This is a genomic window from Thermobacillus sp., from assembly GCF_003390775.1.
GTDB lineage: Bacteria > Bacillota > Bacilli > Paenibacillales > Paenibacillaceae > Thermobacillus > Thermobacillus xylanilyticus.
This window is the reverse complement of the sequence record NZ_QEWA01000047.1, coordinates 18,292-43,371: the sequence shown is the minus strand read 5'-3', so window position 1 is coordinate 43,371 and position 25,080 is coordinate 18,292. Positions and strand designations below refer to the sequence as shown.

Genomic DNA, 25,080 nt, shown 5'->3' with positions numbered 1-25,080 from the left:
TTCATTACGATTCTCCGCTTTCGTCCAATTCGTCAGATCCGCGGTCTTCCTCATCCGATTCTTCCGCCCGGCTGACGCGGGTGACGGTAGCGACCGCATCGTCTTCCCGGATATTGATCAGCTTGACCCCTTGCGTATTGCGTCCCATCGTGGAAATGCCGGCGATGCTTGTGCGAATCAGCGTGCCGGCGGACGTCATGATCATCAGATCCTCGTCGTCGGCCACCATCTTCAGGCTGACGACCGAGCCGTTCTTTTCGGTAATGTTCAGCGTCTTGATGCCTTTGCCACCGCGGCTCTGGGTCCGGTATTCGCTGGCCGGGGTCCGTTTGCCGTATCCTTTCGCCGTGACGATGAGCACATCCTGCTCCGGATCGACGACATCCATGTCGATGACGGTATCGCCTTCTTCGAGCTGGATGCCTTTCACCCCGGTCGCCGAGCGGCCCATCGGCCGGACTTCCTGCTCGGGGAACCGGATCGACATGCCCTGGCTCGTCCCCATGATGATCTCGCGGCTGCCGTCGGTCAGCTTGACGCTGATCAGCTCGTCATCCTCCCGGAGATTGATGGCGATGAGCCCGACTTTGCGGATATTCGAATAGTCGTCAAGCGGCGTCTTCTTCACGATGCCTTGCTTCGTCGCGAAGAACAGATACAGATCCGGATCGAACGATTCGATCGGAATGACCGCGTTGATCGTCTCGCCCGGCTCGATCTGGATAAGATTGATGATCGGCGTGCCTCTCGCCGTCCGGCCGAGCTCCGGAATCTCGTACGCCTTGAGACGGAATACCTTGCCCTTGTCCGTGAAGAACAGCAGGTAATGGTGCGTATTGGAGACGTACAGATGCTCGACGAAGTCGTCTTCCTTCGTCTCCATGCCGATGACGCCCTTGCCGCCGCGTTTCTGGCTGCGGTAGGTCGATACCGGCAGACGCTTGATGTACCCGCTGTGCGTGATCGAGATGATGACATCCTCGCGCGGAATGAGATCCTCGTCCAGAATCTCGTTCTCGCTGGACGTAATCTCGGTGCGGCGCTCGTCGCCGTACTTCTGCTTGATCTCTTCCAGCTCGTCGGAAATGATCCGCAGCACGCGTCCCTCATCGGCCAGTATCGCCTTGAACTCGGTGATCTGCTTCAACAGTTCGGCGTATTCTTCCTCGATCTTCTCGCGCTCCAGCCCGGTCAGCCGTTGCAGACGCATGTCGAGGATGGCCTGGGCCTGATCATGGCTGAGCGAGAACCGCGCGATCAGCCCGTCCCGCGCTTCCTCGGTCGTGCGCGAGCCGCGGATCAGGGCGATGATCTCGTCGATGTGGTCGAGCGCGATGCGCAGCCCTTCGAGAATGTGGGCGCGCGCCTCGGCCTTCCGGAGATCATACTCGGTGCGGCGGCGAATAACCGTGATCTGATGCTGCAAATAATGATACAGCATGTCCTTCAGGTTCAGGATCTTCGGTTCGCCGTCCACCAGCGCAAGCATGTTGATGCCGAAGTTCGTCTGCATCGGCGTATGCTTGTACAGATTGTTGAGCACGACGTTCGGGTTGACGTCACGCCGAAGCTCGATGACGATGCGCATGCCGTTGCGGTCCGATTCGTCGCGCAGGTCGGTGATGCCGTCGATCCGCTTCTCGCGCACGAGCTCGGCGATCTTCTCGACGAGCCGCGCCTTGATGACCTGGTACGGCAGCTCGTGCACGATGATGCGCGGCTTGCCGCCCTGATCTTCGATCTCCGCCCGGGCGCGCATCGTGATCGATCCGCGGCCGGTCATGTAGGCCTGGCGGATGCCTTCGCGCCCCATGACGATCGCGGCCGTCGGGAAGTCCGGACCTTTCACATGGTCCATCAGCTCAAGCGGCGTGATATCCGGATTCTGGATCATCGCCTGGATGCCGTTGATCACTTCCGTCAGGTTGTGCGGCGGAATGTTCGTCGCCATGCCGACGGCAATCCCGGACACGCCGTTTACGAGCAGGTTCGGGAACCTCGCCGGCAGCACCGCCGGTTCCTTCTCCTCGCCGTCGTAGTTCGGCACGAAATCGATCGTCTCTTTGTTGATGTCGCGCAGCATCTCCATCGCAATCTTCGAGAGCCGCGCTTCCGTATAGCGCATCGCCGCCGCCGAGTCTCCGTCGACCGATCCGAAGTTGCCGTGGCCGTCGACGAGCATGTAGCGGAGCGAGAAGTCCTGCGCCATCCGGACCATCGTTTCGTAGACGGCCGCATCCCCGTGCGGATGATATTTGCCGATGACTTCGCCGACGATCCGCGCCGATTTCTTGTACGGCTTGTCCGGCGACATGCCAAGCTCGGACATCGCGTACAGAATCCGGCGGTGCACCGGCTTGAGTCCGTCGCGCACGTCAGGTAGGGCACGGCTGACGATAATGCTCATCGCATAGTCCAGGAATGAGTCGCGCATCTCCGTGCTGATATCGCGATCTCTGATCTGAGAACGGTTCTGTTCCGCCATGCTCTACCTCCCGATCTTCCGCGCGGCGTGCGGCTGCCTTCGGGAAGGCCGTCCATCAGGCCGCGTCGGTTACCCCTTCTCATGTAAATCTGTGCAAATCATTCGTTTCCCCGAATGACAATCCCCGAAACAAAGGAAAAACGATAAATGCCTTTCTACCGGACAAATCCCGCGAAATTTCCGCTGCTTCCGACAATCCTTCCAATCGGATGCTCTCCTTGACTATTATATTACTTTCACCAAATCCGCACAATTAAACGTAATCTGCGCTTCGCGGGAGGCGGTACGAATGCGGAGGCGCATGCGGGTTTCCGCACATATGCTGGATTGGCGGAAGTCATCTGGTCGGCTTGCGCCTCTATTATACCACTCATCGCAAGGGTTGTCCGGAATTTCCAGCCCGCCGGCTTCCCGCGCGATCGAAAGGAGCCGACGCCCGTTGGCCATCCAACGCGTGAGAAGCAAGCTTGCGAAAACCGAAGTGTTGATGCGGCACGCCGGACTGCGCGAACAGATTCCGGAGACGCGGAGACTGTCGCGCGAGTCGCTGTCCGACATGCTGCATCGTTACGGCATGATCTATGTCAAACCGGATGGAGGCACATTCGGCAAAGGGGTCATCCGTATCGAGCGGACGTCGACCGGCTATCTCGCGCGGGTCGATACCCGTTCCTATCGGTTTGGGTCGATTGACTCGCTGTACGACGGACTTCAGCGTCTCAAGCGCAAGGGCCTGTACCTGGCGCAGCGGGGCATCCATCTGCTGAAACACAAGGGACGGCGGTTCGACATCCGCGTCATGGTGCAGAAGTCGCCCCGGGGCTCGTGGGAGGCGACCGGCATCATCGGCCGGCTCTCGCATCCGCGAAAAATCGTGACGAACTACCACAGCGGCGGAACGCCAATGGCATTCTCCACCCTCATGAGCACCCACCTGGATGCCGGGCGGCGGAAAGCCTACGCGGAGCAGCTCCGCAGGCTGGGCGTCACGACGGCAAGACAATTGCAGAAGCGCTATCCGGGGCTGAAAGAGATCGGCCTCGACATCGCCATCGACAACTCGCTGAAGCCGTGGATTCTCGAAGTGAATTCGGCGCCGGATCCCTTCATCTTCCGCAAGCTGAAGGACAAATCGGTATTCCGAAAAATTTACCGGTACGCGGCAGCCTACGGAAGGTTCAAGAAAAAGAACAGAATCCGTCGCGGCATCCGCGCAAGACGCAAAAAAGCCGTCCGGTGATACCGGACGGCTCCTCAATCAAATATCGAGATTCTTGACGAATTTCGCGTGGGCCTGGATGAATTCCCGCCGCGGCTCGACGTCGTCGCCCATGAGCGTGTCGAAAATGGCGTCCGCCGCGATCGCATCCTGGATCGTTACCTGCAGCATCGTGCGGCTCTCGGGATCCATCGTCGTCTCCCACAGCTGCTCGGCGTCCATCTCGCCGAGACCTTTGTACCGCTGGATGTTCACTTTCGCGCCTTCACCGAATTCGGCCAGAATCTCATCGCGCTCCTTGTCGTTCAGCGCGTAGCGGACGACCTTGTTCCGCTCGATCTTGTAGAGCGGCGGCTGCGCGATGTAAACATATCCCGCTTCGATGATCTGGCGCATGTACCGGTAGAAGAACGTCAGCAGCAGCGTCCGGATGTGGGCGCCGTCGACGTCCGCGTCGGTCATGATGATGATTTTGTGGTAGCGCGCCTTCGACAGGTCGAAGTCTTCGCCGATCCCCGTGCCGAGCGCCGTGATGATCGCCCGGATCTCGGAGTTGGCGAGAATCCGGTCCAGACGCGCTTTCTCGACGTTCAGAATCTTGCCCCGAAGCGGCAGGATGGCCTGGAAGTGGCGGTCTCGCCCCTGCTTCGCCGATCCGCCCGCGGAATCGCCCTCGACGATGTACAGCTCACTGATCGACGCGTCCTTGGACGAGCAGTCGGCCAGCTTGCCGGGCAGGGCGCTCACTTCGAGCGCGTTCTTGCGGCGGGTCAGCTCGCGCGCCTTGCGCGCCGCTTCCCGAGCCCGCGCGGCCTGCACACCTTTCTCCACAATGCGGCGCGAGATGGACGGGTTCTCGTCCAGAAACTCCTGAAACTTCTCGGCGAACAGCGACTCGACGATGCCGCGCACTTCGCTGTTGCCGAGCTTCGTCTTCGTCTGCCCTTCGAACTGCGGATCCGGAATCTTGACGGAGATGATCGCCGTGAGCCCTTCCCGCACATCCTCGCCCGTCAGGTTCGAATCGCTGTCCTTGAGAAGGCCGGCTCTGCGCGAGTAGTCGTTGATGATCCGCGTCAGCGCGCTCTTGAACCCGGATTCATGCGTCCCGCCTTCATGCGTGTGGATGTTGTTCGCGAACGAGTAAATATTTTCGTTATAGCTGTCATTGTACTGCAACGCGATCTCGACCTGGATGTTGTCCCTGGCGCCTTCGATGTAGATCGGCTGCTCATGGAGCGGTTCGCGGTTGCGGTTCAAATACTGGACGAATTCGATGATGCCGCCGTCGTATTTGTAAGTATCCGACGCGCCGGTCCGCTCGTCGCGCAGCACGATTTTGATGCCCTTGTTCAGGAACGCGAGCTCGCGGATGCGCATCTGCAGCGTCTCGTATTCGAATTCGGTCGTCTCGGTAAAAATTTCCGGGTCGGGCTTGAACGTAATGATCGTGCCCGTCTCATCCGTGTCGCCGACGATGCGCACGTCGTACAGCGGCACGCCGCGCCGGTACTCCTGACGGTGAATGTGCCCGTCCCGCTTGACCTCAACGCACATATGTTCGGACAGTGCGTTCACGACGGAGACGCCGACGCCGTGCAGGCCGCCGGATACTTTGTAGCCTTCGCCGCCGAACTTGCCGCCCGCGTGCAGCACCGTCAGCACCACTTCGAGCGTCGGCCGCTTCATCTTCGGATGTTCGCCGACCGGGATGCCGCGGCCGTTGTCGATAACGGTTACGCTGCCGTTCTGCCGGATAATCACTTCGATGTAATTGCAAAACCCGGCGAGCGCTTCGTCGATGCTGTTGTCAACGATTTCCCAGACGAGATGGTGAAGCCCCCTCGAGCTGGTGGAACCGATGTACATGCCCGGCCGCTTGCGGACGGCTTCGAGCCCTTCCAGCACCTGTATCTGACTTTCATCGTAACCATGCCGGCTGTCGGTCATGCCTTGTTCACTGCTCCTCTCGACTGCTGCTTCCAAATCTGCGGAGGGTTACACGTCCGGCAACTGATGTGTCCGCTTCTTCAGCGTGGAGGAAGAAATCGGGGAATAATACACTTTCCGGGTGGTAATCACGATCGATTTCGGCTCTTCTTCGCCGATCACTTCCACGTTCTTTCGCTTCGACGCGCAGGCGGTGAACTGCCGGGATATCCGCGAAGACTGTTCAATCGAAACGTCAAAAATCGCCACAAGCTCGCTGGCCCGGACGATCCGTTCTCCGCCCAGATGGACATACATCGGTATTCGTGCTCCTTCCGCATCGGCTTTACGCTTTTTCCGCGCGGCCGTCCTTCACGTGATAGAGACAGGCGTCGCGCAGTTTCTCCATATCGACGCTGTCGAGACTGGTCGTTGTAATGAACGTCTGCACCTTGCGCTGGAACGTGTCGATGAGCATCGTCTGCCGGCTGCGGTCAAGCTCCGACAGCACGTCGTCCAGCAGCAGCACCGGATATTCGCCGGTTTCCTCGCGGATCAGCTCGATCTCGGCCAGCTTGAGCGACAGCGCCGTCGTCCGCTGCTGGCCCTGGGATCCGTAAGCCTGTGCCTCCATGCCGTTGATACGCAGCAGAAGATCGTCCCGGTGCGGTCCGATCAGCGTCATGCCGCGGCGCAGCTCCTGTTCTCGCATCTGTGATAACTTTACCATAAAACGATCGATTAAAACAGCTTCATCTTCCGGACCTTCCATCTCGAGCGAAGGCTGGTACTCCACCTGAAGCGCTTCGCTGCCGCCGGTGATGCCGGCATGGATCGAGGCCGCCCATTGCTGCAGTTTTACGATAAAGTTTTGCCTTTTCTTCATCAATTTAACACCCCAGGAAGCAAGTTGCTCATCCCAGATGTCGAGCAGCTCATGCTTGCTTCCGGGCGCGGCTGTCTTCAGATAGCGGTTGCGCTGCATCAGCACTTTGCCGTACTGCTGCATGGCGTGCAGATAGCCGGGCTGGATCTGGCCGATCTCCATGTCGAGGAACCGCCGGCGGACGCCCGGGGCGCCCTTGACGATCTCGAGATCTTCGGGCGCGAACATGACGACGTTCAGGGTGCCGACGAATTCGCTCAGGCGCCGCTGTTCCAGACCGTTGACCTTTGCGCGCTTGCCCTGATCGGTGAACACGATTTCGAGGCTGACGCCTCCGTAGCGCCGCTCCGCTTCGCCCGCCGCGCGCGCCGAGTCGTGATTCCACCCGATCAGTTCCTTGTCCTTCGCCGTCCGGTGCGATCTGGCAAGCGCCAGCACGAAAATCGCTTCGAGCAGGTTGGTCTTGCCCTGTGCGTTCGGCCCGATGAAGACGTTGACCATATGGTCCGTCTCCAGCCGGAGCGATTCGTAGTTGCGGTAGTGCTGCAGTTCGATCGATTTCAGTTTCACGTTTTCACGACCTCGACCGTGAACGCGCCAAATCCGGGAACTTCCACCCGGTCGCCCGCATACAGCTTCCGTCCGCGGCGATTCTCCGGCTCGCCGTTGACGAGCACCGGGGTTTCGGCGAGCAACGCCTTCGCCTGGCCGCCGGTGTCGATGCAGCCGGCCAGCTTCAGAAATTGGCTGAGCGCAATCGGTTCGGTCGTGATCGCGATCGGTTTCATGCGGACGTTCCTTTCTGCTGTTGATAAAACGATGCGCCCGCCCGAGTGGACTGCGCCAACCTGGATCAGCCGGTCGTGCGGTACGGCAGAATGATGTGCAGCTGGCGGTCTCCGTCGGTCGGACGGATCACGATCGGGCTCATCGACCCGTTGAATCCGATGAAAATCTTCTCGCTGTCGATGACGCGCAACGCATCAAGCATATATTTCGAGTTGAACGCGATGCGCAGTTCGTCGCCGTCAAGCCGCACCACGCGCATCTGTTCGGTGACGCGTCCGAGCTCCGTCGAGCTGGACGAAATCTCGATGTCGCCGCTGCCCAGCGTCACAATGCGCACGATGTTCGTCTTCTCTTCGCGCGACATGAGGTAGGCGCGGTCGATCGCTTCCGTCAGCTGCCGGGTGTCGATCTCCATCTCCGTCTTGAATTCCTGCGGAATGATCCGCGACGTGTCCGGATAGACGCCGTCGAGCACGCGGGAGAATAACAGCACCCGTCCGATTCGGAACAGCACCTGGTTGTCGGCCGCGGCGATCTCGACGGGTTCCTGCGAATCGGGAATGATGCGGGACAGTTCGTTCAGCGTCCGGGCCGAAATGACAATGCCCGCGAACTTGTCGCTTTCCGGCGCGCCCAAGTCGGCGGAACAGGTGGACAGACGGTGCCGGTCGGTCGCCGTGAACTTCAGCTCGCCGCCCTGCAGCTGCCACTGGATGCCGGTCAGAATCGGCGTCTGTTCATTCGTCGACGCGGCGAAAATGGTCTGGCGGATCATGTTCTTGAGCAGTTCTCCCGGGATGTTGATGACCTGCTGCCGCGCGATATCGGGAAGCACCGGAAATTCTTCGGCGTCCAGACCGATCATCTGGATGTCCGTCGCGCCGGAGCGGATCGTCACCTGGAATCCGCCCTGCTGTTCGAACTCGATGTCGTCTTCCGGCAGCTTCTTGACAATCTCCGCCATGAATCTGGCGGGAAGCACGATGCTTCCCGGCCGTTCGACGCGGACGATCGGCTCGCCGTCGATTTCCGCGGGGACAAAGGTTTGAATCGAAATTTCGGTATCGCTGGAAGTCAGCGTCAATCCCTGGTGGTCGGCTTCAAACTTGATTCCGGAAAGAATCGGGATGGCCGGCCGCGAAGAAACGGCTTTCGCGGCTTGTTGGACGGCTTCGTTCAATTCGTTCTTGCGGATGGTCAGTTTCATGCGTTCCTCCCGTCGGCGCTCTTCGTCTTTTTTCGCTCTATGATGAATATCATAACATTTTTAGTCGTAATCGTAGTAGTGCCGCTGAATATGTGGATAAGCGCGGAAACTTCGACAAAAGAAGCCTATCCACATGTGAATATCGTGTGCATAGGCCTGACGGGTTGTTCATGGTTGTCCGCTGCGAATCCGTTCGGTCAAGGTCCGGATGATCTGCTGCAGCTCGCGGTCCGTTTCAAGCTGCTTCGATATTTTGTCGTGGGCGTGGATGACGGTCGTATGATCGCGGCCGCCGAACGCGTCGCCAATCTTCGGCAGCGAATGGTCGGTCAGCTCGCGCGCGAGGTACATGGCGACCTGACGCGGGAACGCGACCGCCTTCGTCCGCTTGCGCGCCTTGAATTCTTCCAGGCGAAGGCCGAAATATTCGCCGACCTTGGCCTGGATGTCCTGGATCGTAATCATCTTCGGGCGGCTCGTGGAAATGATGTCCTTGAGCGCCTCCGCCGCCAGATGGGACGTGATGTCCTGGTTGATGAGCGATGAATAGGCTACGACACGAATGAGTGCGCCTTCCAGTTCCCGGATGTTCGTATCGATCATGTTCGCGATGTACACCATCGCTTCGTTCGGAATATCGAGGTTCTCGGCTTTCGCCTTTTTGCGCAGAATGGCGATCCGGGTTTCGAGATCCGGGGGCTGGATGTCGGTGATGAGTCCCCATTCAAACCGCGAGCGAAGCCGCTCTTCCAGCGTCGGAATTTCCTTCGGCGGTCGGTCGCTCGAGATGACGATCTGCTTTCGCTCCTCGTGCAGCGCATTGAAGGTGTGGAAAAATTCCTCCTGCGTCTGCTCCTTGCCCGCGAGGAACTGGATGTCGTCGATCAGCAATACGTCGATGTTGCGATATTTCATGCGGAAGCTCTCGCCGCGGTTGTCGCGGATGGCGTTGATGAACTCGTTCGTGAACTTCTCGGACGAGATGTACAGCACCCGCATGTCCGGATTGTGTTCCAATATGTAATGGCCGATCGCATGCATCAGATGGGTCTTGCCGAGACCGACGCCGCCGTAGAGAAACAGCGGATTGTACGCCTTGGCCGGCGCTTCTGCCACCGCGAGTGAGGCGGCGTGGGCGAACCGGTTGTTGGCGCCGATGACGAACGTTTCAAATCTATACTTCGGGTTGAGCATATGGCCGGCAGGCTCTTCCTGCACGACGGGGGGCCGGCGGACTGCCGGAGGTTCGGCCTGGGGTTCGGCAGCCTTCGGTTCTTCGAGCGCAAATTTGACGTCGACCGGATAGCCGAGGCAGTCTTCAAGCGCTTCCCTGATGTACCGCGTGTAGCGGCTTTCGAGCCATTCCACCGCGAAAGCCTGCGGCGTGGTAATCAGAACGAGCCGTTCCGAGAGAAATCTCGCGTTTGTTTCCTTGAACCATGTATCGAAACTCGGTTTGCTCACCCGGGTCTGAATGATGGATAACGCTTGCTGCCATATTTCACGGGCTTGGCTGTCCAATGACTGTCACTCCTTACCAACTGATCGTCCGCCCCTTCATCCAGCTGCCCATACTCCGCCGTCACCGCACCATTCCCAACATTCCCAGAAAAAGAACAAAAAGGAACAAACCTCTCCTTCGGCTTGCGTCATTGGCTCGCAAAGGACAGTTGATGCGCCGAAGTCGGCCGGCACCGCCGTTATTCGGCTGGAACGATGCGATGTGTCGAAACAAGCAAAAACGGCTGATGCCGTCCCTCCCGGACGGCGCACCCGTTTTGCGGGGAAAGATAAGCCGATGATAAGCGTGAAACTTATAAACTCTTATCTTCTGAAGAAAATGTGAGGCGAATCATCCACAAAACGAACGTAATCCCGCTGTGAATTATCCATAGGGAGGTGAATTGCTCACAATTTTATCCACAATCTGTTGATAATTTAGAGGGATTATGTCAGATATCCACAGCTAGAAGCATATTTATCATAGCAGACCGGGCCCCTGATTTCAACGTTTGCATCGAAACTATCCACAATCCCCGGAATTGTGTATAACATTTATGAACAAAGCTCGAAATTGTTGAAAAATTGTTGACAACCTGTGCCGATTCGACGGCATTCGCCGAAAATTATCAACAGCCCCCATGTATGGAGGGGTGATTTGCATGGATGGAGCAAGTGTTCCGGATGTCCTTGAACTTGACTTTGGCGGATGGGTGTGGTTTAATTGTATAGGCATTTTTCCGGACGGATCGGGGCCGATCTGTCGGCTTGGATCATGGATAATGTATATTCAACGGATTGTCATGATAGAATTCGGACAGGAGGTGTCAGGCAGGATGAAACCGACGTTCAAACCGAATGTGAGCAAGCGGAAGAAAGTGCACGGCTTCCGGAAGCGGATGAGCACGAAGAACGGCCGCAAGGTGCTGGCTGCTCGCCGCAAGAAGGGAAGAAAAGTGCTGAGCGCTTGATCTTACGGGACCACGGAGCGTGGTCTTTTTTTATTCGCTCCCTCCGGCAGCTTCCGGATGGAAGGTTCGGTGATGGTGATGCAGAGAAAGCTCCGCCTGCGCAGCCGCAGCGACTTCAGCCGCATCTACAAGGCGGGACGTTCGTTCGCGAACAGCCAGTTTGTCGTCTATTGGATGAAGCGGCCGGAGACCGAGCGGTTCCGCGCAGGCGTGTCGGTGAGCCGGAAGCTCGGCGGCGCGGTCGTCCGCAACCGGATGCGCCGGGTGGTCAAGGAATTGATCCGCCTGAACGCGGACAAGATTGCCGAGAGGACCGATTTTATCGTAATCGTCAGGCGGCCGGCGCTCGGGATGAAGACGAAGGATCTGGAGCGGAGCCTGCTGCACGCGCTGCGCAAGGCCGGCCTGCTGGCCGGGTCCCAGGCGGGCGGTTCGGACAATCGGCGGAACGGAGGGACGACCGTCGGCAGGCCGCGTCCGCAAGGCCATCCGCATGTTTAGGCGAGTTTCCTTCAGACCATAAATTATGATATAGTTTAAAGGGAATGTTTGTCTTCTCAAGAGAGGAGTTTTGACTGTTGTCTCGATCACGCAAATGGCTGATCCTGCCCGTCGTCGCGACGATCCTGCTGCTTGCGGGATGCGCGCCGGTTGATCATACGACCAGCACGGAAGATCTGCTCGAGGGCAACTTCTGGGAGCGGAACGTCGTTTACTGGTTCGCGATCATGCTGGACACGTTTGCCGACTGGTTCCAGGGCAATTACGGGCTGTCGATTCTCGTTCTGACGATCATCGTCCGGACGCTGATCCTGCCGCTTACGCTGAAACAGTACCGCAGCTCGAAAGCGATGCAGGCGCTGCAGCCGGAGCTGATGAAGATCCGGGAGAAGTACAAGAACGACCCGCAGAAAGTTAATGAAGAAACGATGAAGCTGTTCATGCAGCATCAGGTCAATCCGATGGCGGGTTGTCTGCCGCTTCTGATCCAGATGCCGATCTTCATCGCGCTGTACAACGCGATCTACTGGAACCCGGATATCCGGGAGTATTCGTTCCTCGGCATCCAGCTTGGAATGCCGCCGCAGCAACAGGGCGTCATCGCCTGGGCGCTGCCGGTGATCGCCGCGATCACGACGTTTATCCAATCGAAGATGATGCCGCAGCAACCGAATGGCCCGATGCAGGCGATCCTGATGATCTTCCCGGTCATGATTTTCGTCATGGCGCTGTCGTTCCCGGCGGCTCTGCCGCTCTACTGGATCTACAGCAACATCTATACAATCATTCAGAACTATTTCCTGTACGTGCGCTCATCCGACAAGGGCAAACCGAAGGAGGCCCCTGCGAAATGAAGAAAGTCACGGCATCCGGAAAGACGATCGAAGCTGCGGTGAACAGCGGGCTCGAACAACTGGGGACGACGATCGACCGCGTGAAGGTGAACGTGCTCGAACAGCCGTCGCGCGGCCTGTTCGGATTGTTCGGTGCAAGACCCGCCAAGGTGGAGCTGACGCTCATCGAGGAGCCGGCTGCGGCGGAACCCGCCCCGGCTGAGGCCGAGCCTCAGGAGGCGGAGACCGCCGCAGTCGAAGACGTCATGACGGATGCCGGCGGTTCCGAAGACGAAGAAGTGGCATTCTTCGAAGAGGAAGATTCGGAACCGCAAGATCCCGATTCACGATCCGGAGAGGGCGGCGCCGAGGAAGCCGCGGAAGCGGCGGAGCGGTTCCTGCGCGAAGTCGCGGGCGCGATGGGGATCACGATCGACATCAGCCGAAGCGAAACGCGCGACGGCCTGAAGCTGGCGATGTCGGGCGGCGAAGATATGGGGCTGCTCATCGGCCGCAGAGGCCAGACGCTCGACGCGCTGCAATATTTGGCGAATATCGTCGCCAGTCGCAGTTCGCGCGAGCGTGTGCGCATCGTGCTCGATGCCGAAAATTTCCGCGAACGGCGGCGCAAGACGCTCGAGGGATTGTCTGAACGGCTCGCGCAGCGGGTGGTCAGGACCGGCAAGGAAATCGTCCTGGAACCGATGACCCCGCAGGAACGCAAAGTGATTCACACGGCATTGCAGCACCATCCGAAAGTGAAGACGTTCAGCAAGGGCGACGAACCGAACCGGCGCGTCGTCATTACGCTCAAGTGACGCAAGGCATGCGATCTCTTCCGCGGCAATGGCTCGTAACGCGAGGCATTGCCTTTTTTTAAAGTTCTTGCGGTGTCTGCGATTACAGGGAAAGGACTGGACAGCATGCACGACGATACGATCGCTGCGATCGCGACAGCCGTCGGCGAGAGCGGGATTGCCGTCATCCGGATCAGCGGTCCTTCCGCGATCGAGGCGGCCGCGCCCTATGTCCGCGCGAAGACGGGGCTCAAGGACGCGGCGACCCATACGGTGCAATATGCGAAAATCGTCGACCCTTCGACTGGCGAAACGGTTGACGAAGCGCTCGTCACGGTGATGCGGGCGCCGAGGTCGTTCACGGCCGAGAACGTCGTCGAGATCAGCGTCCACGGCGGCATCGTGCCGGTGCGGCGGGTGCTGGATCTTCTGCTGGCCGGCGGCGACATCCGCCTCGCGGAACCGGGCGAGTTCACGCGGCGGGCGTTCGTGAACGGCCGCATCGACCTGGCGCAGGCGGAAGCGGTCATGGATCTGATCCGTTCGAAGTCGGAACGGGCCATGAAGGTGGCGCTGAAGCAGGTCGAAGGCGCGCTGTCGCGGAAGATCGGCGAGCTCAGGCAGCGGCTGATCGAGCTGCTCGCACATCTCGAAGTCAACATCGACTATCCCGAGCATGACGTCGAGGAGCTGACAAGCGCCTTCATCCGCGAGCGGAGCGGGGAAGTGCTGGCGGAGATCCGGCAGCTGCTAAAATCGGCGAACGAAGGCAGAATACTGCGGGAGGGCATCATGACCGCGATCGTCGGTAGGCCGAACGTCGGCAAGTCGTCGCTGCTCAACCTGCTGGCGGGAACCGAGCGGGCGATCGTCACAGACATTCCGGGAACGACGCGCGACGTCATCGAGGAGTATGTGACGGTCAGCGGCATTCCGCTGCGGCTGCTCGATACGGCAGGCATCCGCGAGACGTCCGACGTCGTCGAGCGGATCGGCGTGGAGCGGTCGCGCTCGGTGCTCTCTGACGCCGATCTACTGCTCATCGTGCTGAACCGGTCCGAGCCGCTTCACGAGGATGACCGGACGCTGCTCGGCCAAGCGGCGGGCAGACAGGCGATCGTCATTCTGAACAAATCCGACCTGCCCGCGAAGCTGGATGAAGCCGAGGTGCGGAAGCTGCTTCCCGGAACCGCCATCGTGCCGATGTCGGTCAAGGAAGGTTTGGGGATGGATGAACTCGGACAGGCGATCGCCGACTTGTTCTTCGGCGGCAAGCTGGAAGGCGGCGAAGCGGCCTATGTGTCGAACGCCCGCCATGCCGCGCTCTTGAAGCAGGCGGAGCAGGCGCTGGTCGACGCCATCGAGTCGACGGACGCCGGCGTGCCGATCGACATCGTCCAGATCGATGTCCGAACGGCTTGGGAGCGGCTGGGCGAGATTACGGGCGACACGGCCGGAGAATCGCTGATTGACCAGATTTTCTCGCAGTTCTGTCTCGGAAAATGAACCCGAGCTGGGCGGTGGATTGTTTTTTCTTAAAGAAAGAGGGTGAAGCTGTGGGATACGAAGCGGGACATTATGATGTCATCGTCGTCGGCGCGGGGCACGCGGGCTGCGAGGCGGCGCTTGCCGCGGCGCGGATGGGCTGCGAGACGCTGCTTCTCACGATCAGTCTGGACATGGTGGCGTTCATGCCGTGCAACCCGTCGATCGGCGGGCCGGCGAAGGGCCATGTCGTGCGCGAGATCGACGCCCTCGGCGGCGAGATGGGACGGAACATCGACAAGACGTTCATCCAGATGCGGATGCTGAACACGGGCAAAGGGCCGGCGGTCCATGCGCTGCGCGCGCAGGCGGACAAGTTTCTGTATCAGCACACGATGAAGCAGACGCTGGAACGGACCGAGCGGCTCACGCTCCGCCAGGTGATGGTGGAGGAGCTGATCGTTGAAGGCGGCCGCTGCAAGGGCGTCCGGACGAAGACGGGCGCGGAATATTACGCGCAGGCTGTTGTCATCACGACGGGCACTTACTTGCGCGGCAAGATTATTATCGGCGAACTGATGTACGAGAGCGGACCCAACAACCAGCAGCCTTCCGTGAAGCTGTCGGAATCGCTGCGCTCGCTCGGCTTCGAGTTGATCCGGTTCAAGACCGGCACGCCGCCGCGGATTCACGGGGATACGATCGATTTCTCGAAGACCGAGATTCAGCCGGGCGACGAGAAGCCGAAATATTTCTCCTATGAGACGGAATACCGCGAAGTCGAGCAGCTGCCTTGCTGGCTCACCTATACTTCGGAAGAGACGCACCGGATCATTCAGGAAAATCTCCACCGCGCGCCGATGTATTCGGGCCTGATCGAAGGGACGGGGACGCGCTACTGTCCGTCGATCGAGGATAAGATCGTCCGGTTCGCCGACAAGCCGAAGCATCAGATTTTCCTCGAGCCCGAAGGTCGGAATACGAAGGAATATTACGTGCAGGGGCTGTCGACGAGCATGCCGGAGGAGCTGCAGCTGCGCATGCTCCGCTCGGTTCCGGGCCTCGAGAAGGCCGAAATGATGCGTCCCGGCTATGCGATCGAATACGATGTGATCGTGCCGACGCAGCTCAAGCCGTCGCTCGAGACGAAGCTCGTCGAGGGGCTGTTCACGGCCGGCCAGCTGAACGGCACATCCGGCTATGAAGAGGCGGCCGCACAAGGGATCATGGCGGGCATCAACGCCGCGCGCAAGGTTCAGGGCAAGGATCCGGTTATTCTGTCCCGCGCGCAAGGGTACATCGGCGTGCTGATCGACGACCTCGTGACGAAGGGTACGAACGAGCCGTACCGGCTGCTGACGTCGCGCGCCGAATACCGGCTGCTGCTACGCCATGACAATGCCGATCTGCGCCTGACGCCGATCGGCTACGAGATCGGGCTGATCAGCGAGGAGCGGTATCGCAAGTTCCTTGACAAGAAGAAGAAGGTGGAAGACGAGATCGCGCGGCTGAAGACGGTCAAGCTGAAGCCGGAGGAAGCGCAGCGGGTGCTGGAGGCGGCCGGTTCCGCTCCGGCGCAGAACACGGTCGACGCGCTGACGCTGCTCAGGCGTCCGGAAGTGACGTATGCGATGCTCGAGACCGTGACGCCACCGCCGGTCGAACTGACCGAGGAGATGAAGGAACAGGTCGAGATCCAGATCAAGTACGCGGGCTACATCGAGAAGCAGCTGCAGCAGGTGGAGCGGCTGAACAAGATGGAGCAGAAGCGGATTCCGGACGACATCGACTATTATGCTGTGCACGGCCTGTCGACGGAGGCGAAGCAGAAGCTGACCGCCATCCGGCCGATTTCGATCGGGCAGGCGTCGCGCATCTCGGGTGTTTCGCCGGCCGACCTGTCCATCCTGCTCGTGTATCTCGAGCATTACAACCGCGTGACGGCGGCGCGGGGGTCGTGACACTTGAGCGCCCCGTCCTGGTTCGAGAAGCTGCTGGCGGAGCGAGATATGGAGCTGACGCCGGAGCGAAGTGAACAGTTCGAGACGTACTTTCGGCTGCTCGTGGAATGGAACGAGCGGATGAACCTGACGGCGATCACGGAGCGGGAAGCGGTGTACGAGAAACATTTCTACGACTCGCTGACGCTCGCTTTCCATCTGGATCTGAACGGCATCGGCAAGCTGGCCGATATCGGCTCCGGCGCGGGCTTCCCGAGCCTTCCGCTCAAGATTCTCTTCTCGCATCTTGAAGTGCTGATCGTCGATTCGCTGGGCAAGCGGATCCGGTTCCTCGAGCATCTGACCGCGGAGCTCGGCCTTGCCGGCGTGACCTGCCTGCATGCCCGCGCGGAAGACGCGGCCAGAATGCCGGAGCACCGCGACGGGTACGATCTCGTGACGGCCCGCGCGGTCGCCAGAATGAACGTGCTCAGCGAGTTCTGCCTGCCGTTCGCGCGGCCGGACGGCCGGTTCGCCGCGATGAAGGGCGGCGACCCCGCCGGGGAGATCGCGGAAGCGAGGCGAGCGTTGTCCGAGATGGGAGGCAAGCTTGAGGAGGTGCACGCGCTGCAATTGCCATTCGAGCAGGCGGACCGGCACATCGTGATCGTCCGCAAGTCGGGACGAACGCCGGCGCGGTATCCGCGAAAGGCGGGCATTCCGGCGAAGCAGCCGATCATCTGATGTCGGCGAGGCTTTCAATCTTCCCGGACGTTGTTCCACGTGAAACATTTTCCGTGAACAAATGCGAAAAATCGGTTTGTCAAGCAGGAAATCGAATTCCGTGTCTCGAATGATTATGCTTGCGAATGGCGATGGTTCGATGCAGCACGGCAACAACGAAACAAACAACATCACGCCGATGAAACATCGGCGTTTTGTTTCGGCTGTCGCGGATGCATGCGGTTTGTCCGGGGGCCGGGCGCCTTGAGCGGCCATGATCGGCGTCGAGAAGGCTGTCTTCCGGGCGAATCGGCAGCGGCATTCTGAATGAGGTAGGGAATGACATGATGAAGGAGCAATTTTCTCGGCTGTTCGGTCTGGGCGACCGCACGAATCAAGATGAAGTGAAGCAGATCCCCGTCGGCGAGATCGACGCGAGCCCCTACCAGCCGCGGACAATCTTCGATGACGAGCGAATCGACGAACTGTGCCAGACGATCCGCACGCACGGCGTCATCCAGCCGATCGTCGTACGCGTCCGGAACGGGCGCTACGAGATTATCGCCGGTGAGCGGCGCTGGCGCGCCGTCAAGAAGCTGGGGCTGGAGACGATCCCGGCGATTGTCCGCGAATTCAACGATTCCCAGGCGGCATCGATCGCGTTGATCGAGAACCTGCAGCGGGAAGGGCTGACCGCGATTGAGGAAGCGGTCGCTTACCAGAAGCTGCTGGATCTGCACAATCTGACGCAGGAAAGCTTGGCGCAACGGCTCGGCAAAAGCCAATCGACGATTGCGAACAAGCTCAGGCTGCTGCATCTCAGCGAACCGGTGAAGCAGGCGCTCATGGAACGGAAGATTACCGAGCGTCATGCAAGGGCGCTGCTGTCGCTGGAGTCGGAAGAACTTCAGGTGAAGGTGCTGGAGGATATCATCTCCAAAGAGCTGAACGTGAAGCAGACAGAAGCGCGTGCCGCGTTCTACAAGGAAGCTTCTGCGAAGTCGAAGAAGTCTTCGAAGCGGATCTCGTTCACGAAGGACGTCCGCCTCGCGCTCAACACCATTCGCCAGTCCGTCGAGATGGTGGCGGGATCCGGCATCGACATCAAGACGGACGAACGCGACTGCGGCGAACATTACGAAATCGTCATCCGCATTCCGAAACGGTAGGCTTGCGATCGGGAATGTCATGTGGTGTCGCCCGCGACGTACGGTCTGCTGCTTGCGGCGGTCAGCGCAGGAGCGAACAAGATATGGCTTAACTCAGCAGGTGAGAGGTGAACCGGATTGTCGAAGATCATTGCGGTTGCGAATCAGAAAGGCGGAGTCGGCAAGACGACGACATCCGTCAATCTGGGCGCATCGCTGGCATCGCTGGGGAGGAAGGTGCTGCTCGTCGATATCGACCCCCAAGGCAATACGACCAGCGGCATCGGCATCAACAAGGCGGATGTTGACAACTGCATCTATGACGTACTGATTAACGACGTGCATCCGCGCGATGCTATGGTGGAGACCAGCATCCCGGGACTGACGCTGATTCCTGCCACGATTCAGCTGGCCGGCGCGGAGATTGAGCTGGTGCCGACGATTTCGCGGGAGATCCGGCTGAAGAAGTCGCTGTCGCAAGTGCGGGACATGTTTGATTACATTCTGATCGATTGTCCTCCTTCGCTCGGCATTCTGACAATCAATTCGCTGACGGCCGCCGACTCGGTCCTCATTCCGATCCAGTGCGAGTATTATGCGCTTGAGGGCCTGAGCCAGCTGCTCAATACGGTTCGGCTTGTCCAGAAACATCTGAACAAATCGCTGCAAATCGAAGGCGTGCTGCTCACGATGTTCGATGCGCGGACGAATCTCGGCATTCAGGTGATCGAGGAAGTCAAGAAATATTTTCAGCAGAAAGTGTATCAGACGATCATCCCGCGCAATGTCCGCTTGAGCGAAGCGCCGTCGCACGGGCAGTCCATTATCACGTATGATCCGAGATCGAAGGGCGCGGAAGTCTACCTCGAATTGGCGAAGGAAGTGATGACCCATGAGCAGACGGCTGGGGAAAGGGCTTGACGCGCTTATTCCTTCTCTGACGGTAGGCGAAGATGACAAGGTCATCGAAATTCCGCTGACCCAGCTTCGTCCGAACCCGTATCAGCCGCGCAAGACGTTCGACGAAGAAGCGATCAGGGAACTGGCCGAGTCGATCCGGCAGCACGGCGTCATTCAGCCGATCATTGTGCGCAGCGTCGTGAAAGGGTACGAGATCATCGCGGGCGAGCGTCGTTTCCGCGCATCCCAGTTGTGCGGCAATGCGACGATCCCTGCGGTCGTGCGCGACTTCTCCGACCAGCAGGTGATGGAGATCGCGCTGATCGAGAACCTGCAGCGGGAAGATCTGAATGCGATTGAGCTGGCGCTTGCCTACCAGTCGATCATGGACAAGTTCCAGCTCACCCAGGAGGAATTGTCGCTGAAGGTCGGAAAGTCGCGTTCGCATATCGCGAATTTTCTCCGTCTGCTGACGTTGCCCGCTGAGGTGAAGGAGCATGTTTCACGTGGAACATTGTCCATGGGGCATGCACGGGCGCTGGCCGGTCTGAAGGACGACAAGAAGCTGAGGGAGCTTGCCCGGCAGACGATCGAGAACGAATGGAGCGTGCGCGAGCTGGAAGATGCCATTCAGCAGCTCGGGCGCAAAAATGTGGCCGTCAAGAAGGCCCAGGCCAAGGCGAAGAAGCGCGATCCGTACATCGAGCAGGTCGAGGAGACGCTGCGCGAACGGTTCAAGACGACGGTTCGCATCCGTCATCAGAAGGACAAGGGTCGGATCGAGCTGCTGTATTACGGCAAGCAGGATCTGGAGCGGCTGCTGGAACTGCTGGAACGGCTGGCCTGACGGCGGCCGAGTCGGGCAAGAAAGGTTTTGCAAATAAGACGGGGCGCCATCCGATGAACCATTGCCGGAGGCGCCCCTAATTGTCAGCCGGAGAATATCCTTCGCGGCATCATACTCGTCCGGCTCCAGATATTCAATGGAAATGCAGCGGAAAGCGCCCATTCCATGTCGACGCTTCCTTCTCCCGGTTGGACCTGCATCTTCCCGGGCGCCGCGTCGCGCAGATGGACGTGGGGGCGCCGCTTGTCGCGAAAAAGAAACGCTTGCCGCCCGAGATGCATCGGCTTGCAGACAACGGCGCAGAACCGGAGAAAACGCCGGCATCCCGGAGTTGTAATCCCGGGCGGGAACGATTACACTAAGGTATGCCAATTCGCATGCTGTGCGGCGGGGAAAGCAGGGGGCTAGCATGGACGCAAAAACGGAACGGATCATCTATCTGGATCATGCGGCGACTTCATGGCCGAAGCCGCCGGAAGTGATCGAAGCGGTGCGCGATGCGATGGTGCATGACGGCGCGAATCCCGGCAGGGGAAGCCACCGGATGGCGGTCAGCGCGGGCAGGATCGTGTTCGAGGCGCGGAAAGCGCTGGCGGAACTGTTTCGAATCGCCAATCCGAACGACATCGCGCTGACGTTCAATACGACCATAGCGCTGAACATGGCGATCAAAGGATTGCTTCAGCCCGGCGATCACGTCGTCGCAACGGCAGTCGAACACAATGCGGTCCGGCGGCCGCTCGAGTATTTGAAGCGTACGATCGGCGTGAAGGTCACCTATGTGGAGACGGATGAACGCGGCGGCCTCGACCCGGGGCGCGTCCGCGAAGCGCTGCTGCCGAATACAAAGCTGGTCATCGTCAACCACAGTTCGAATCTGCTCGGGTCGATTCTGCCGGTCGCCGAGATCGGCGCCATGACCCGCAAGAGAGGCATCCGGCTGCTGGTCGACGCGGCGCAGAGCGCCGGCATCCTGCCGATCGACGTGGAGGCGATGGGCATCGATCTGCTGGCGTTCCCGGGACACAAGGGATTGCTTGGTCCCCAGGGGACGGGCGGCTTGTACATTCATCCGGAGGTCAACCTCGAGCCGATTCTGCACGGCGGAACGGGCAGCCAGTCGGAAGCGGCCGAACAGCCGGACATGCGGCCCGACCGCTACGAATCTGGCACGGTCAATACCCCGGGGCTGGCGGGGCTGGCGGCGGGCGTCCGGTACATCCTGCATGAGACGGTTGAGAACATTTATAATAAGGAATGGTCGCTTGCGCAACGGCTGATGGAGGGGCTGTCTGCGATCGGCAACGTGCGCGTGCTCGGTCCGGAACCGGGCGAACCGAGAACCGGCATCGTCTCATTCATTATCGGCAGCGCCGATCCATCGGAGACGGCGTTCATCCTGGACAGGCATTACGGCATCGCCGTCCGGGCCGGGTTCCATTGCACCCCGCTGGCGCATGGAACGGCGGGTACGGCGGCCACGGGCGCGGTGCGCGCCAGCGTCGGCCATTCCACGACCGAGGCGGACGTGGATGCACTTATCGCGGCTGCGAAGGAGATCAGCCGGTATTATTGAAACGGCTGTCTGAAGACGTTGCAGAAGATACAGAAATCGATCGGAAAACATGGGGGAGTAGCGATGAGGGCAGAAGATTCGGAAATCTTGTATGCGGCGATCGCGGGAATCGGCCTGCTGGTCGTCGTGCTGCTCATCTGGCTGGCTGTCGTCAGCCGCAAGCTGAGCCGGCTCACCCGGCAATACCGGGCGATGATCGGCAGCACGGGGGTGGCCGATCTGGAGACGGTCATCAGCAGCTTGCAGCAGCGGACCGCGGATGCCGTGCGGGAGATCGAACGGCTGACCGGCGGACTGAGCCGGCTCGAAGAGACGGTCAGACAATCGGCCGGCAGAATCGGAATTGTGCGCTACAATGCGTTCGCCGGCCAAGGAAGCGATCTCAGCTTTGCGGTTGCCATCGTGAACGAAGAGCGGAGCGGCGTCGTCCTGAGCGGCATTCACAGCCGGGAAGAAACCTACGTCTACGCGAAACCGGTAAAGGGCGGAGAGTCAACCTATCCGCTTACGCCTGAGGAACGGCAGGCGATTGAACAGGCGGGACTGCAGCCAGCGGCCGCTGCCGCCTCACGGCATGGACGGCGTTGATGAGACTCAGCGCGATCAGATCGGCCATGCGCATGACCAGGTGCAGCCTGGTGTTCTGCAGGACGAAGTATTCCATGAAGCCGCCGACGTTGACGATGCCGGTCATATGAATGTCGCCGACCGGCGGCAGCTCCTTGTTGACGCCGGCGCCCGGACGAACCGGACCTTCGCCGATCTGGATGCAGCCGACGCTGGCGGCCTGTCCAAGGCAGGCGTCGATGCCGATGATGAACGGCCGGGGCGTCTTCCGTTCGATCCTGTGCAGCGTTTCCTCGAGATTCATCGCATGAACCGGATGCTCCAGCGTGCCGTACAGATCGAAATGCGGGCTGCGGTATTTGGACAGCTTCGTGCCAACCAGGGGACCAAGCGAATCGCCGGTCGACCGGTCCGTGCCGATGCACACGATGGCAATCCGGCGGTTCTCCGCCATCGTCGTCATATAGTGGGTCAGTCGCTCGGTGAGCAGCGCACATGCATTCGCATCGGCATGCGCGACCTTGAGCGGCGCTTCTCTTCGAACGGCCGGCTTCATGGCATCCCCTCCGCAAACAGCGTGTTACTAGTATATGGACATCGTGGCCGGTTTATACTGACCAGGACGGAAAACGGGACTGCAGGGCCATGGGGCAGTGCCGCGGCATCATATCAGGAAAGGGGACGCTGCGATGTTGGCCGCTTTCGATTCCACCCAGCAGGCGCTGCGGGCGGAAATGCTGTTTGAATATGCCGGGATTGAGATCGACATCCGCCCCACGCCGAAGGAGATTACGGCCGGCTGCGCGATATCGATCGATTTCCCCGATGAAAATCTGCCGGAAATTCTGAGCATCATCAGACAGGAACATGTGGAGATTCGCGGCATCTACATCTTGACGGAACAAGGCTATATGCCGATGGCATGGGAAGATCCGAACGATGCGGGGAGGGCGAACGCATGACGGCAACGGGATTGCATGTTCTGGCGGTGGACTTGAAGGATGAACGGATGTGGATCGACCTCGGCATGTCCGCGCTTCGCATTGCGCTCATTCTGCTTGCCGCCTGGATTGCGGCCAAAGTGCTGCACAAGGCGATTCAGCGCCTGCTGATCGACCGCAGTCCGGAGCGGGTCCGGATTCAACCGCGGCGCGTACAGACTGTCGGCAAGCTGCTGAACAACACGGTATCGTACTGCATTTATTTCGTTGCCTTCCTGCTCATTCTGGGCGAGTTCAACATCAGCCTGGCGCCGCTGCTGGCGGGCGCCGGCATCGTCGGCCTTGCGATCGGTTTCGGCGCGCAAAGCCTGGTCCGCGATGTCATCTCCGGGTTGTTCATCATCCTGGAAGATCCGTTCGGCGTCGGCGACGAAGTGAAGATCGGAAGCTACAAAGGCAAGGTCGAGATGATCGGGCTGCGCACCACCCGGCTGAGAAGCTGGACGGGCGAAGTGTTCATCATACCGAACGGCCAGATCAACGACGTGACGAACTATTCGCTGCACAACGCGCTGGCCGTGGTCGATGTGACGGTGGACGGCGGGGTGAGCCTGGAACGGGCGATGGCCGTCATCGGCGAGGCGGCGCGGCAGCTCAAGGACGACAATGTGGTGCGCGAACCGGAAGTGCTCGGGGTCGTGACGGCCAGCGCGGACAGCGCGACGGTGCGGGTCGTCGCGGAATGCAAGCCGAATACGCACGAAGAGGTTACCCGCGCGCTCAATGTGCTGCTCAGGCGGGCGCTGAACGAGCTGCGGACATCTCCGGGTTGAACCGGATACCGCTGACGGCCGGTATGACGGATTTGGGTTTTGCATGAAAGGAGAAGGGAGAACGTGGAGCGGAAGACGTTCGGCCTGGGAGACATCGTGCAGATGAAAAAGCCGCATCCCTGCGGCACGAACGAGATGGAGATCATCCGGATGGGGATGGACATCCGGATCAAATGCGTCGGCTGCAAGCACAGCGTGCTCGTTCCGCGCGCGAAATTCGAGAAATATATGAAGAAGGTGCTGCGCCCCGCGGAGCCGAAGCCGGAGACGGGAGGCGCGGATTCCACGCCATCCGCCTGACTTGCAGGTTGCGAAATGAGTGAATTTTCGAATATTTTATCTGTTGCTTCAATGGCGGAGATTGCATCTTGCAACGGCCAGTCCCCTGTGGTAATATAAATTCTGCTTGTGCCAAACACGGAGAGGTACCCAAGAGGCCCAAGGGGGTTGACTCGAAATCAACTAGGCGGTGCAAGCCGTGCGTGGGTTCGAATCCCACCCTCTCCGCCATTCCATACACAGCATCATGCGGCTCCGGACAGGAGTCGCATTTTTGCGCTGTTGCGTGAGCTGCGTGAACTTCGCTCAAAGAAGAAAAAAATGGTGGCCGTTAAGACAGTAGCGATCTTGCTGCGGCTCATCACGAAGGATCCGAAACGCAATGAACCGAAATGGGCAAAACGCTTATAGATCAAGTGTTTTAGCAAACCGCAACGACAACCGCAGCAGCTGCTATAAAAATAGACAAACCACACTGCTGTCAGGGGATTGTTTTTCCGGCAGTCTCATGAGGTAACAAATTGTTGCCTCAAGGCTACAACTAGGCTACAATCTAAAAAAAGGCACAAATTGTGTCACTGCTTTATATAATGTAAAACTGTGAACAAAAAATGCGGACGGCGCTGCCACGCCATCCGCATTTCATAACAGGCTACAGGGAATCAACCCTTAGTCTGCCGACTAACCCTGCTGCGAGTTTGCTTCCTCTGGCAGGGATTAGTTC

General features: G+C 59.5%; 24 protein-coding genes and 1 tRNA gene. 17 read left to right on the top strand and 8 right to left on the bottom strand.

Features of this window, described 5'->3' with window-relative positions:
- Positions 1-4 precede the first annotated feature (4 nt).
- Complete coding sequence (gene gyrA / locus C6W55_RS14000) at positions 5-2,485, bottom strand: DNA gyrase subunit A (RefSeq protein ID WP_286893288.1); 2,481 nt, start codon at positions 2,483-2,485, stop codon at positions 5-7.
- A gap of 439 nt (positions 2,486-2,924) precedes the next feature.
- On the opposite strand from gyrA, the gene C6W55_RS13995 reads away from it, so the two are divergent.
- Entirely contained in the window at positions 2,925-3,725 is an 801-nt protein-coding gene (locus C6W55_RS13995) for a YheC/YheD family protein (RefSeq protein WP_286893285.1), read from the top strand.
- An 18-nt stretch (positions 3,726-3,743) separates the two neighbouring features.
- Here C6W55_RS13995 and gyrB read toward each other — a convergent pair whose 3' ends face one another.
- The 6 genes from gyrB to dnaA form a co-directional block, all read right to left on the bottom strand.
- Positions 3,744-5,654, bottom strand: a complete 1,911-nt coding sequence (gene gyrB / locus C6W55_RS13990; RefSeq protein ID WP_286893282.1) for a DNA topoisomerase (ATP-hydrolyzing) subunit B — start codon at positions 5,652-5,654, stop codon at positions 3,744-3,746.
- Between the two features lie 48 nt (positions 5,655-5,702).
- On the bottom strand, positions 5,703-5,951 hold the full coding sequence (remB, locus tag C6W55_RS13985) for an extracellular matrix regulator RemB (protein ID WP_286893280.1): 249 nt from the start codon (positions 5,949-5,951) through the stop codon (positions 5,703-5,705).
- Between the two features lie 28 nt (positions 5,952-5,979).
- Positions 5,980-7,089, bottom strand: a complete 1,110-nt coding sequence (gene recF / locus C6W55_RS13980; RefSeq protein WP_286893277.1) for a DNA replication/repair protein RecF — start codon at positions 7,087-7,089, stop codon at positions 5,980-5,982.
- Entirely contained in the window at positions 7,086-7,307 is a 222-nt protein-coding gene (gene yaaA / locus C6W55_RS13975; protein ID WP_286893275.1) for a S4 domain-containing protein YaaA, read from the bottom strand. The genes recF and yaaA overlap by 4 nt, the downstream gene beginning before the upstream one ends.
- A gap of 65 nt (positions 7,308-7,372) precedes the next feature.
- Positions 7,373-8,515, bottom strand: coding sequence for a DNA polymerase III subunit beta (dnaN, locus tag C6W55_RS13970; protein WP_286893273.1), 1,143 nt, complete (start codon positions 8,513-8,515; stop codon positions 7,373-7,375).
- Between the two features lie 168 nt (positions 8,516-8,683).
- Positions 8,684-10,036 carry a chromosomal replication initiator protein DnaA gene (dnaA, locus tag C6W55_RS13965; protein WP_286893271.1) on the bottom strand — a complete coding sequence of 451 codons (1,353 nt, stop codon included), beginning with the start codon at positions 10,034-10,036 and terminating at the stop codon, positions 8,684-8,686.
- 815 nt (positions 10,037-10,851) lie between these two features.
- Between dnaA and rpmH the strand changes: the two genes are divergently transcribed.
- The 12 genes from rpmH (at position 10,852) to C6W55_RS13905 (ending at position 22,324) form a co-directional block, all read left to right on the top strand.
- A complete protein-coding gene (gene rpmH, locus C6W55_RS13960; protein ID WP_015256497.1) occupies positions 10,852-10,986 on the top strand; it encodes a 50S ribosomal protein L34 in 135 nt (44 codons plus the stop codon).
- A gap of 72 nt (positions 10,987-11,058) precedes the next feature.
- Positions 11,059-11,487 (top strand): ribonuclease P protein component, encoded by a 429-nt coding sequence (gene rnpA / locus C6W55_RS13955; RefSeq protein ID WP_353682041.1) that lies wholly within the window; start codon positions 11,059-11,061, stop codon positions 11,485-11,487.
- A 77-nt stretch (positions 11,488-11,564) separates the two neighbouring features.
- Positions 11,565-12,341, top strand: a complete 777-nt coding sequence (locus C6W55_RS13950; protein ID WP_286893269.1) for a YidC/Oxa1 family membrane protein insertase — start codon at positions 11,565-11,567, stop codon at positions 12,339-12,341.
- Positions 12,338-13,138, top strand: coding sequence for an RNA-binding cell elongation regulator Jag/EloR (gene jag / locus C6W55_RS13945; RefSeq protein WP_286893267.1), 801 nt, complete (start codon positions 12,338-12,340; stop codon positions 13,136-13,138). The genes C6W55_RS13950 and jag overlap by 4 nt, the downstream gene beginning before the upstream one ends.
- A 105-nt stretch (positions 13,139-13,243) precedes the next feature.
- Positions 13,244-14,623, top strand: coding sequence for a tRNA uridine-5-carboxymethylaminomethyl(34) synthesis GTPase MnmE (gene mnmE / locus C6W55_RS13940; protein WP_286893265.1), 1,380 nt, complete (start codon positions 13,244-13,246; stop codon positions 14,621-14,623).
- A 50-nt stretch (positions 14,624-14,673) separates the two neighbouring features.
- Positions 14,674-16,563 (top strand): tRNA uridine-5-carboxymethylaminomethyl(34) synthesis enzyme MnmG, encoded by a 1,890-nt coding sequence (mnmG, locus tag C6W55_RS13935; RefSeq protein ID WP_286893263.1) that lies wholly within the window; start codon positions 14,674-14,676, stop codon positions 16,561-16,563.
- A gap of 3 nt (positions 16,564-16,566) precedes the next feature.
- The gene (gene rsmG, locus C6W55_RS13930; protein ID WP_483316366.1) at positions 16,567-17,286 is read left to right on the top strand and encodes a 16S rRNA (guanine(527)-N(7))-methyltransferase RsmG; all 720 of its coding nucleotides are present in this window, start codon (positions 16,567-16,569) and stop codon (positions 17,284-17,286) included.
- A 326-nt stretch (positions 17,287-17,612) separates the two neighbouring features.
- On the top strand, positions 17,613-18,434 hold the full coding sequence (noc, locus tag C6W55_RS13925) for a nucleoid occlusion protein (protein ID WP_041854657.1): 822 nt from the start codon (positions 17,613-17,615) through the stop codon (positions 18,432-18,434).
- A 117-nt stretch (positions 18,435-18,551) separates the two neighbouring features.
- On the top strand, positions 18,552-19,334 hold the full coding sequence (locus C6W55_RS13920; protein WP_213484940.1) for a ParA family protein: 783 nt from the start codon (positions 18,552-18,554) through the stop codon (positions 19,332-19,334).
- The gene (locus C6W55_RS13915) at positions 19,306-20,160 is read left to right on the top strand and encodes a ParB/RepB/Spo0J family partition protein (protein WP_286893262.1); all 855 of its coding nucleotides are present in this window, start codon (positions 19,306-19,308) and stop codon (positions 20,158-20,160) included. The genes C6W55_RS13920 and C6W55_RS13915 overlap by 29 nt, the downstream gene beginning before the upstream one ends.
- Positions 20,161-20,569: 409 nt before the next feature.
- On the top strand, positions 20,570-21,736 hold the full coding sequence (locus C6W55_RS13910; protein ID WP_015256507.1) for an aminotransferase class V-fold PLP-dependent enzyme: 1,167 nt from the start codon (positions 20,570-20,572) through the stop codon (positions 21,734-21,736).
- Between the two features lie 63 nt (positions 21,737-21,799).
- A complete protein-coding gene (locus tag C6W55_RS13905; protein WP_015256508.1) occupies positions 21,800-22,324 on the top strand; it encodes a DUF4446 family protein in 525 nt (174 codons plus the stop codon).
- Here the strand turns inward: C6W55_RS13905 and yyaC are convergent.
- Complete coding sequence (gene yyaC, locus C6W55_RS13900) at positions 22,242-22,859, bottom strand: spore protease YyaC (RefSeq protein ID WP_015256509.1); 618 nt, start codon at positions 22,857-22,859, stop codon at positions 22,242-22,244. The two genes, C6W55_RS13905 and yyaC, sit on opposite strands and share 83 nt — an antisense overlap.
- A 133-nt stretch (positions 22,860-22,992) precedes the next feature.
- Here yyaC and C6W55_RS13895 point away from each other — a divergent pair, with 133 nt between their 5' ends.
- The 4 genes from C6W55_RS13895 (at position 22,993) to C6W55_RS13880 (ending at position 24,587) form a co-directional block, all read left to right on the top strand.
- Positions 22,993-23,265, top strand: coding sequence for a putative Se/S carrier protein (locus C6W55_RS13895; protein ID WP_015256510.1), 273 nt, complete (start codon positions 22,993-22,995; stop codon positions 23,263-23,265).
- A complete protein-coding gene (locus tag C6W55_RS13890) occupies positions 23,262-24,077 on the top strand; it encodes a mechanosensitive ion channel family protein (protein WP_015256511.1) in 816 nt (271 codons plus the stop codon). Before C6W55_RS13895 ends, C6W55_RS13890 begins: the two co-directional genes overlap by 4 nt.
- A gap of 63 nt (positions 24,078-24,140) precedes the next feature.
- Complete coding sequence (locus tag C6W55_RS13885) at positions 24,141-24,377, top strand: DUF951 domain-containing protein (protein ID WP_015256512.1); 237 nt, start codon at positions 24,141-24,143, stop codon at positions 24,375-24,377.
- A 119-nt stretch (positions 24,378-24,496) separates the two neighbouring features.
- Positions 24,497-24,587: transfer RNA gene (locus C6W55_RS13880), tRNA-Ser, on the top strand.
- Positions 24,588-25,080 lie beyond the last annotated feature (493 nt).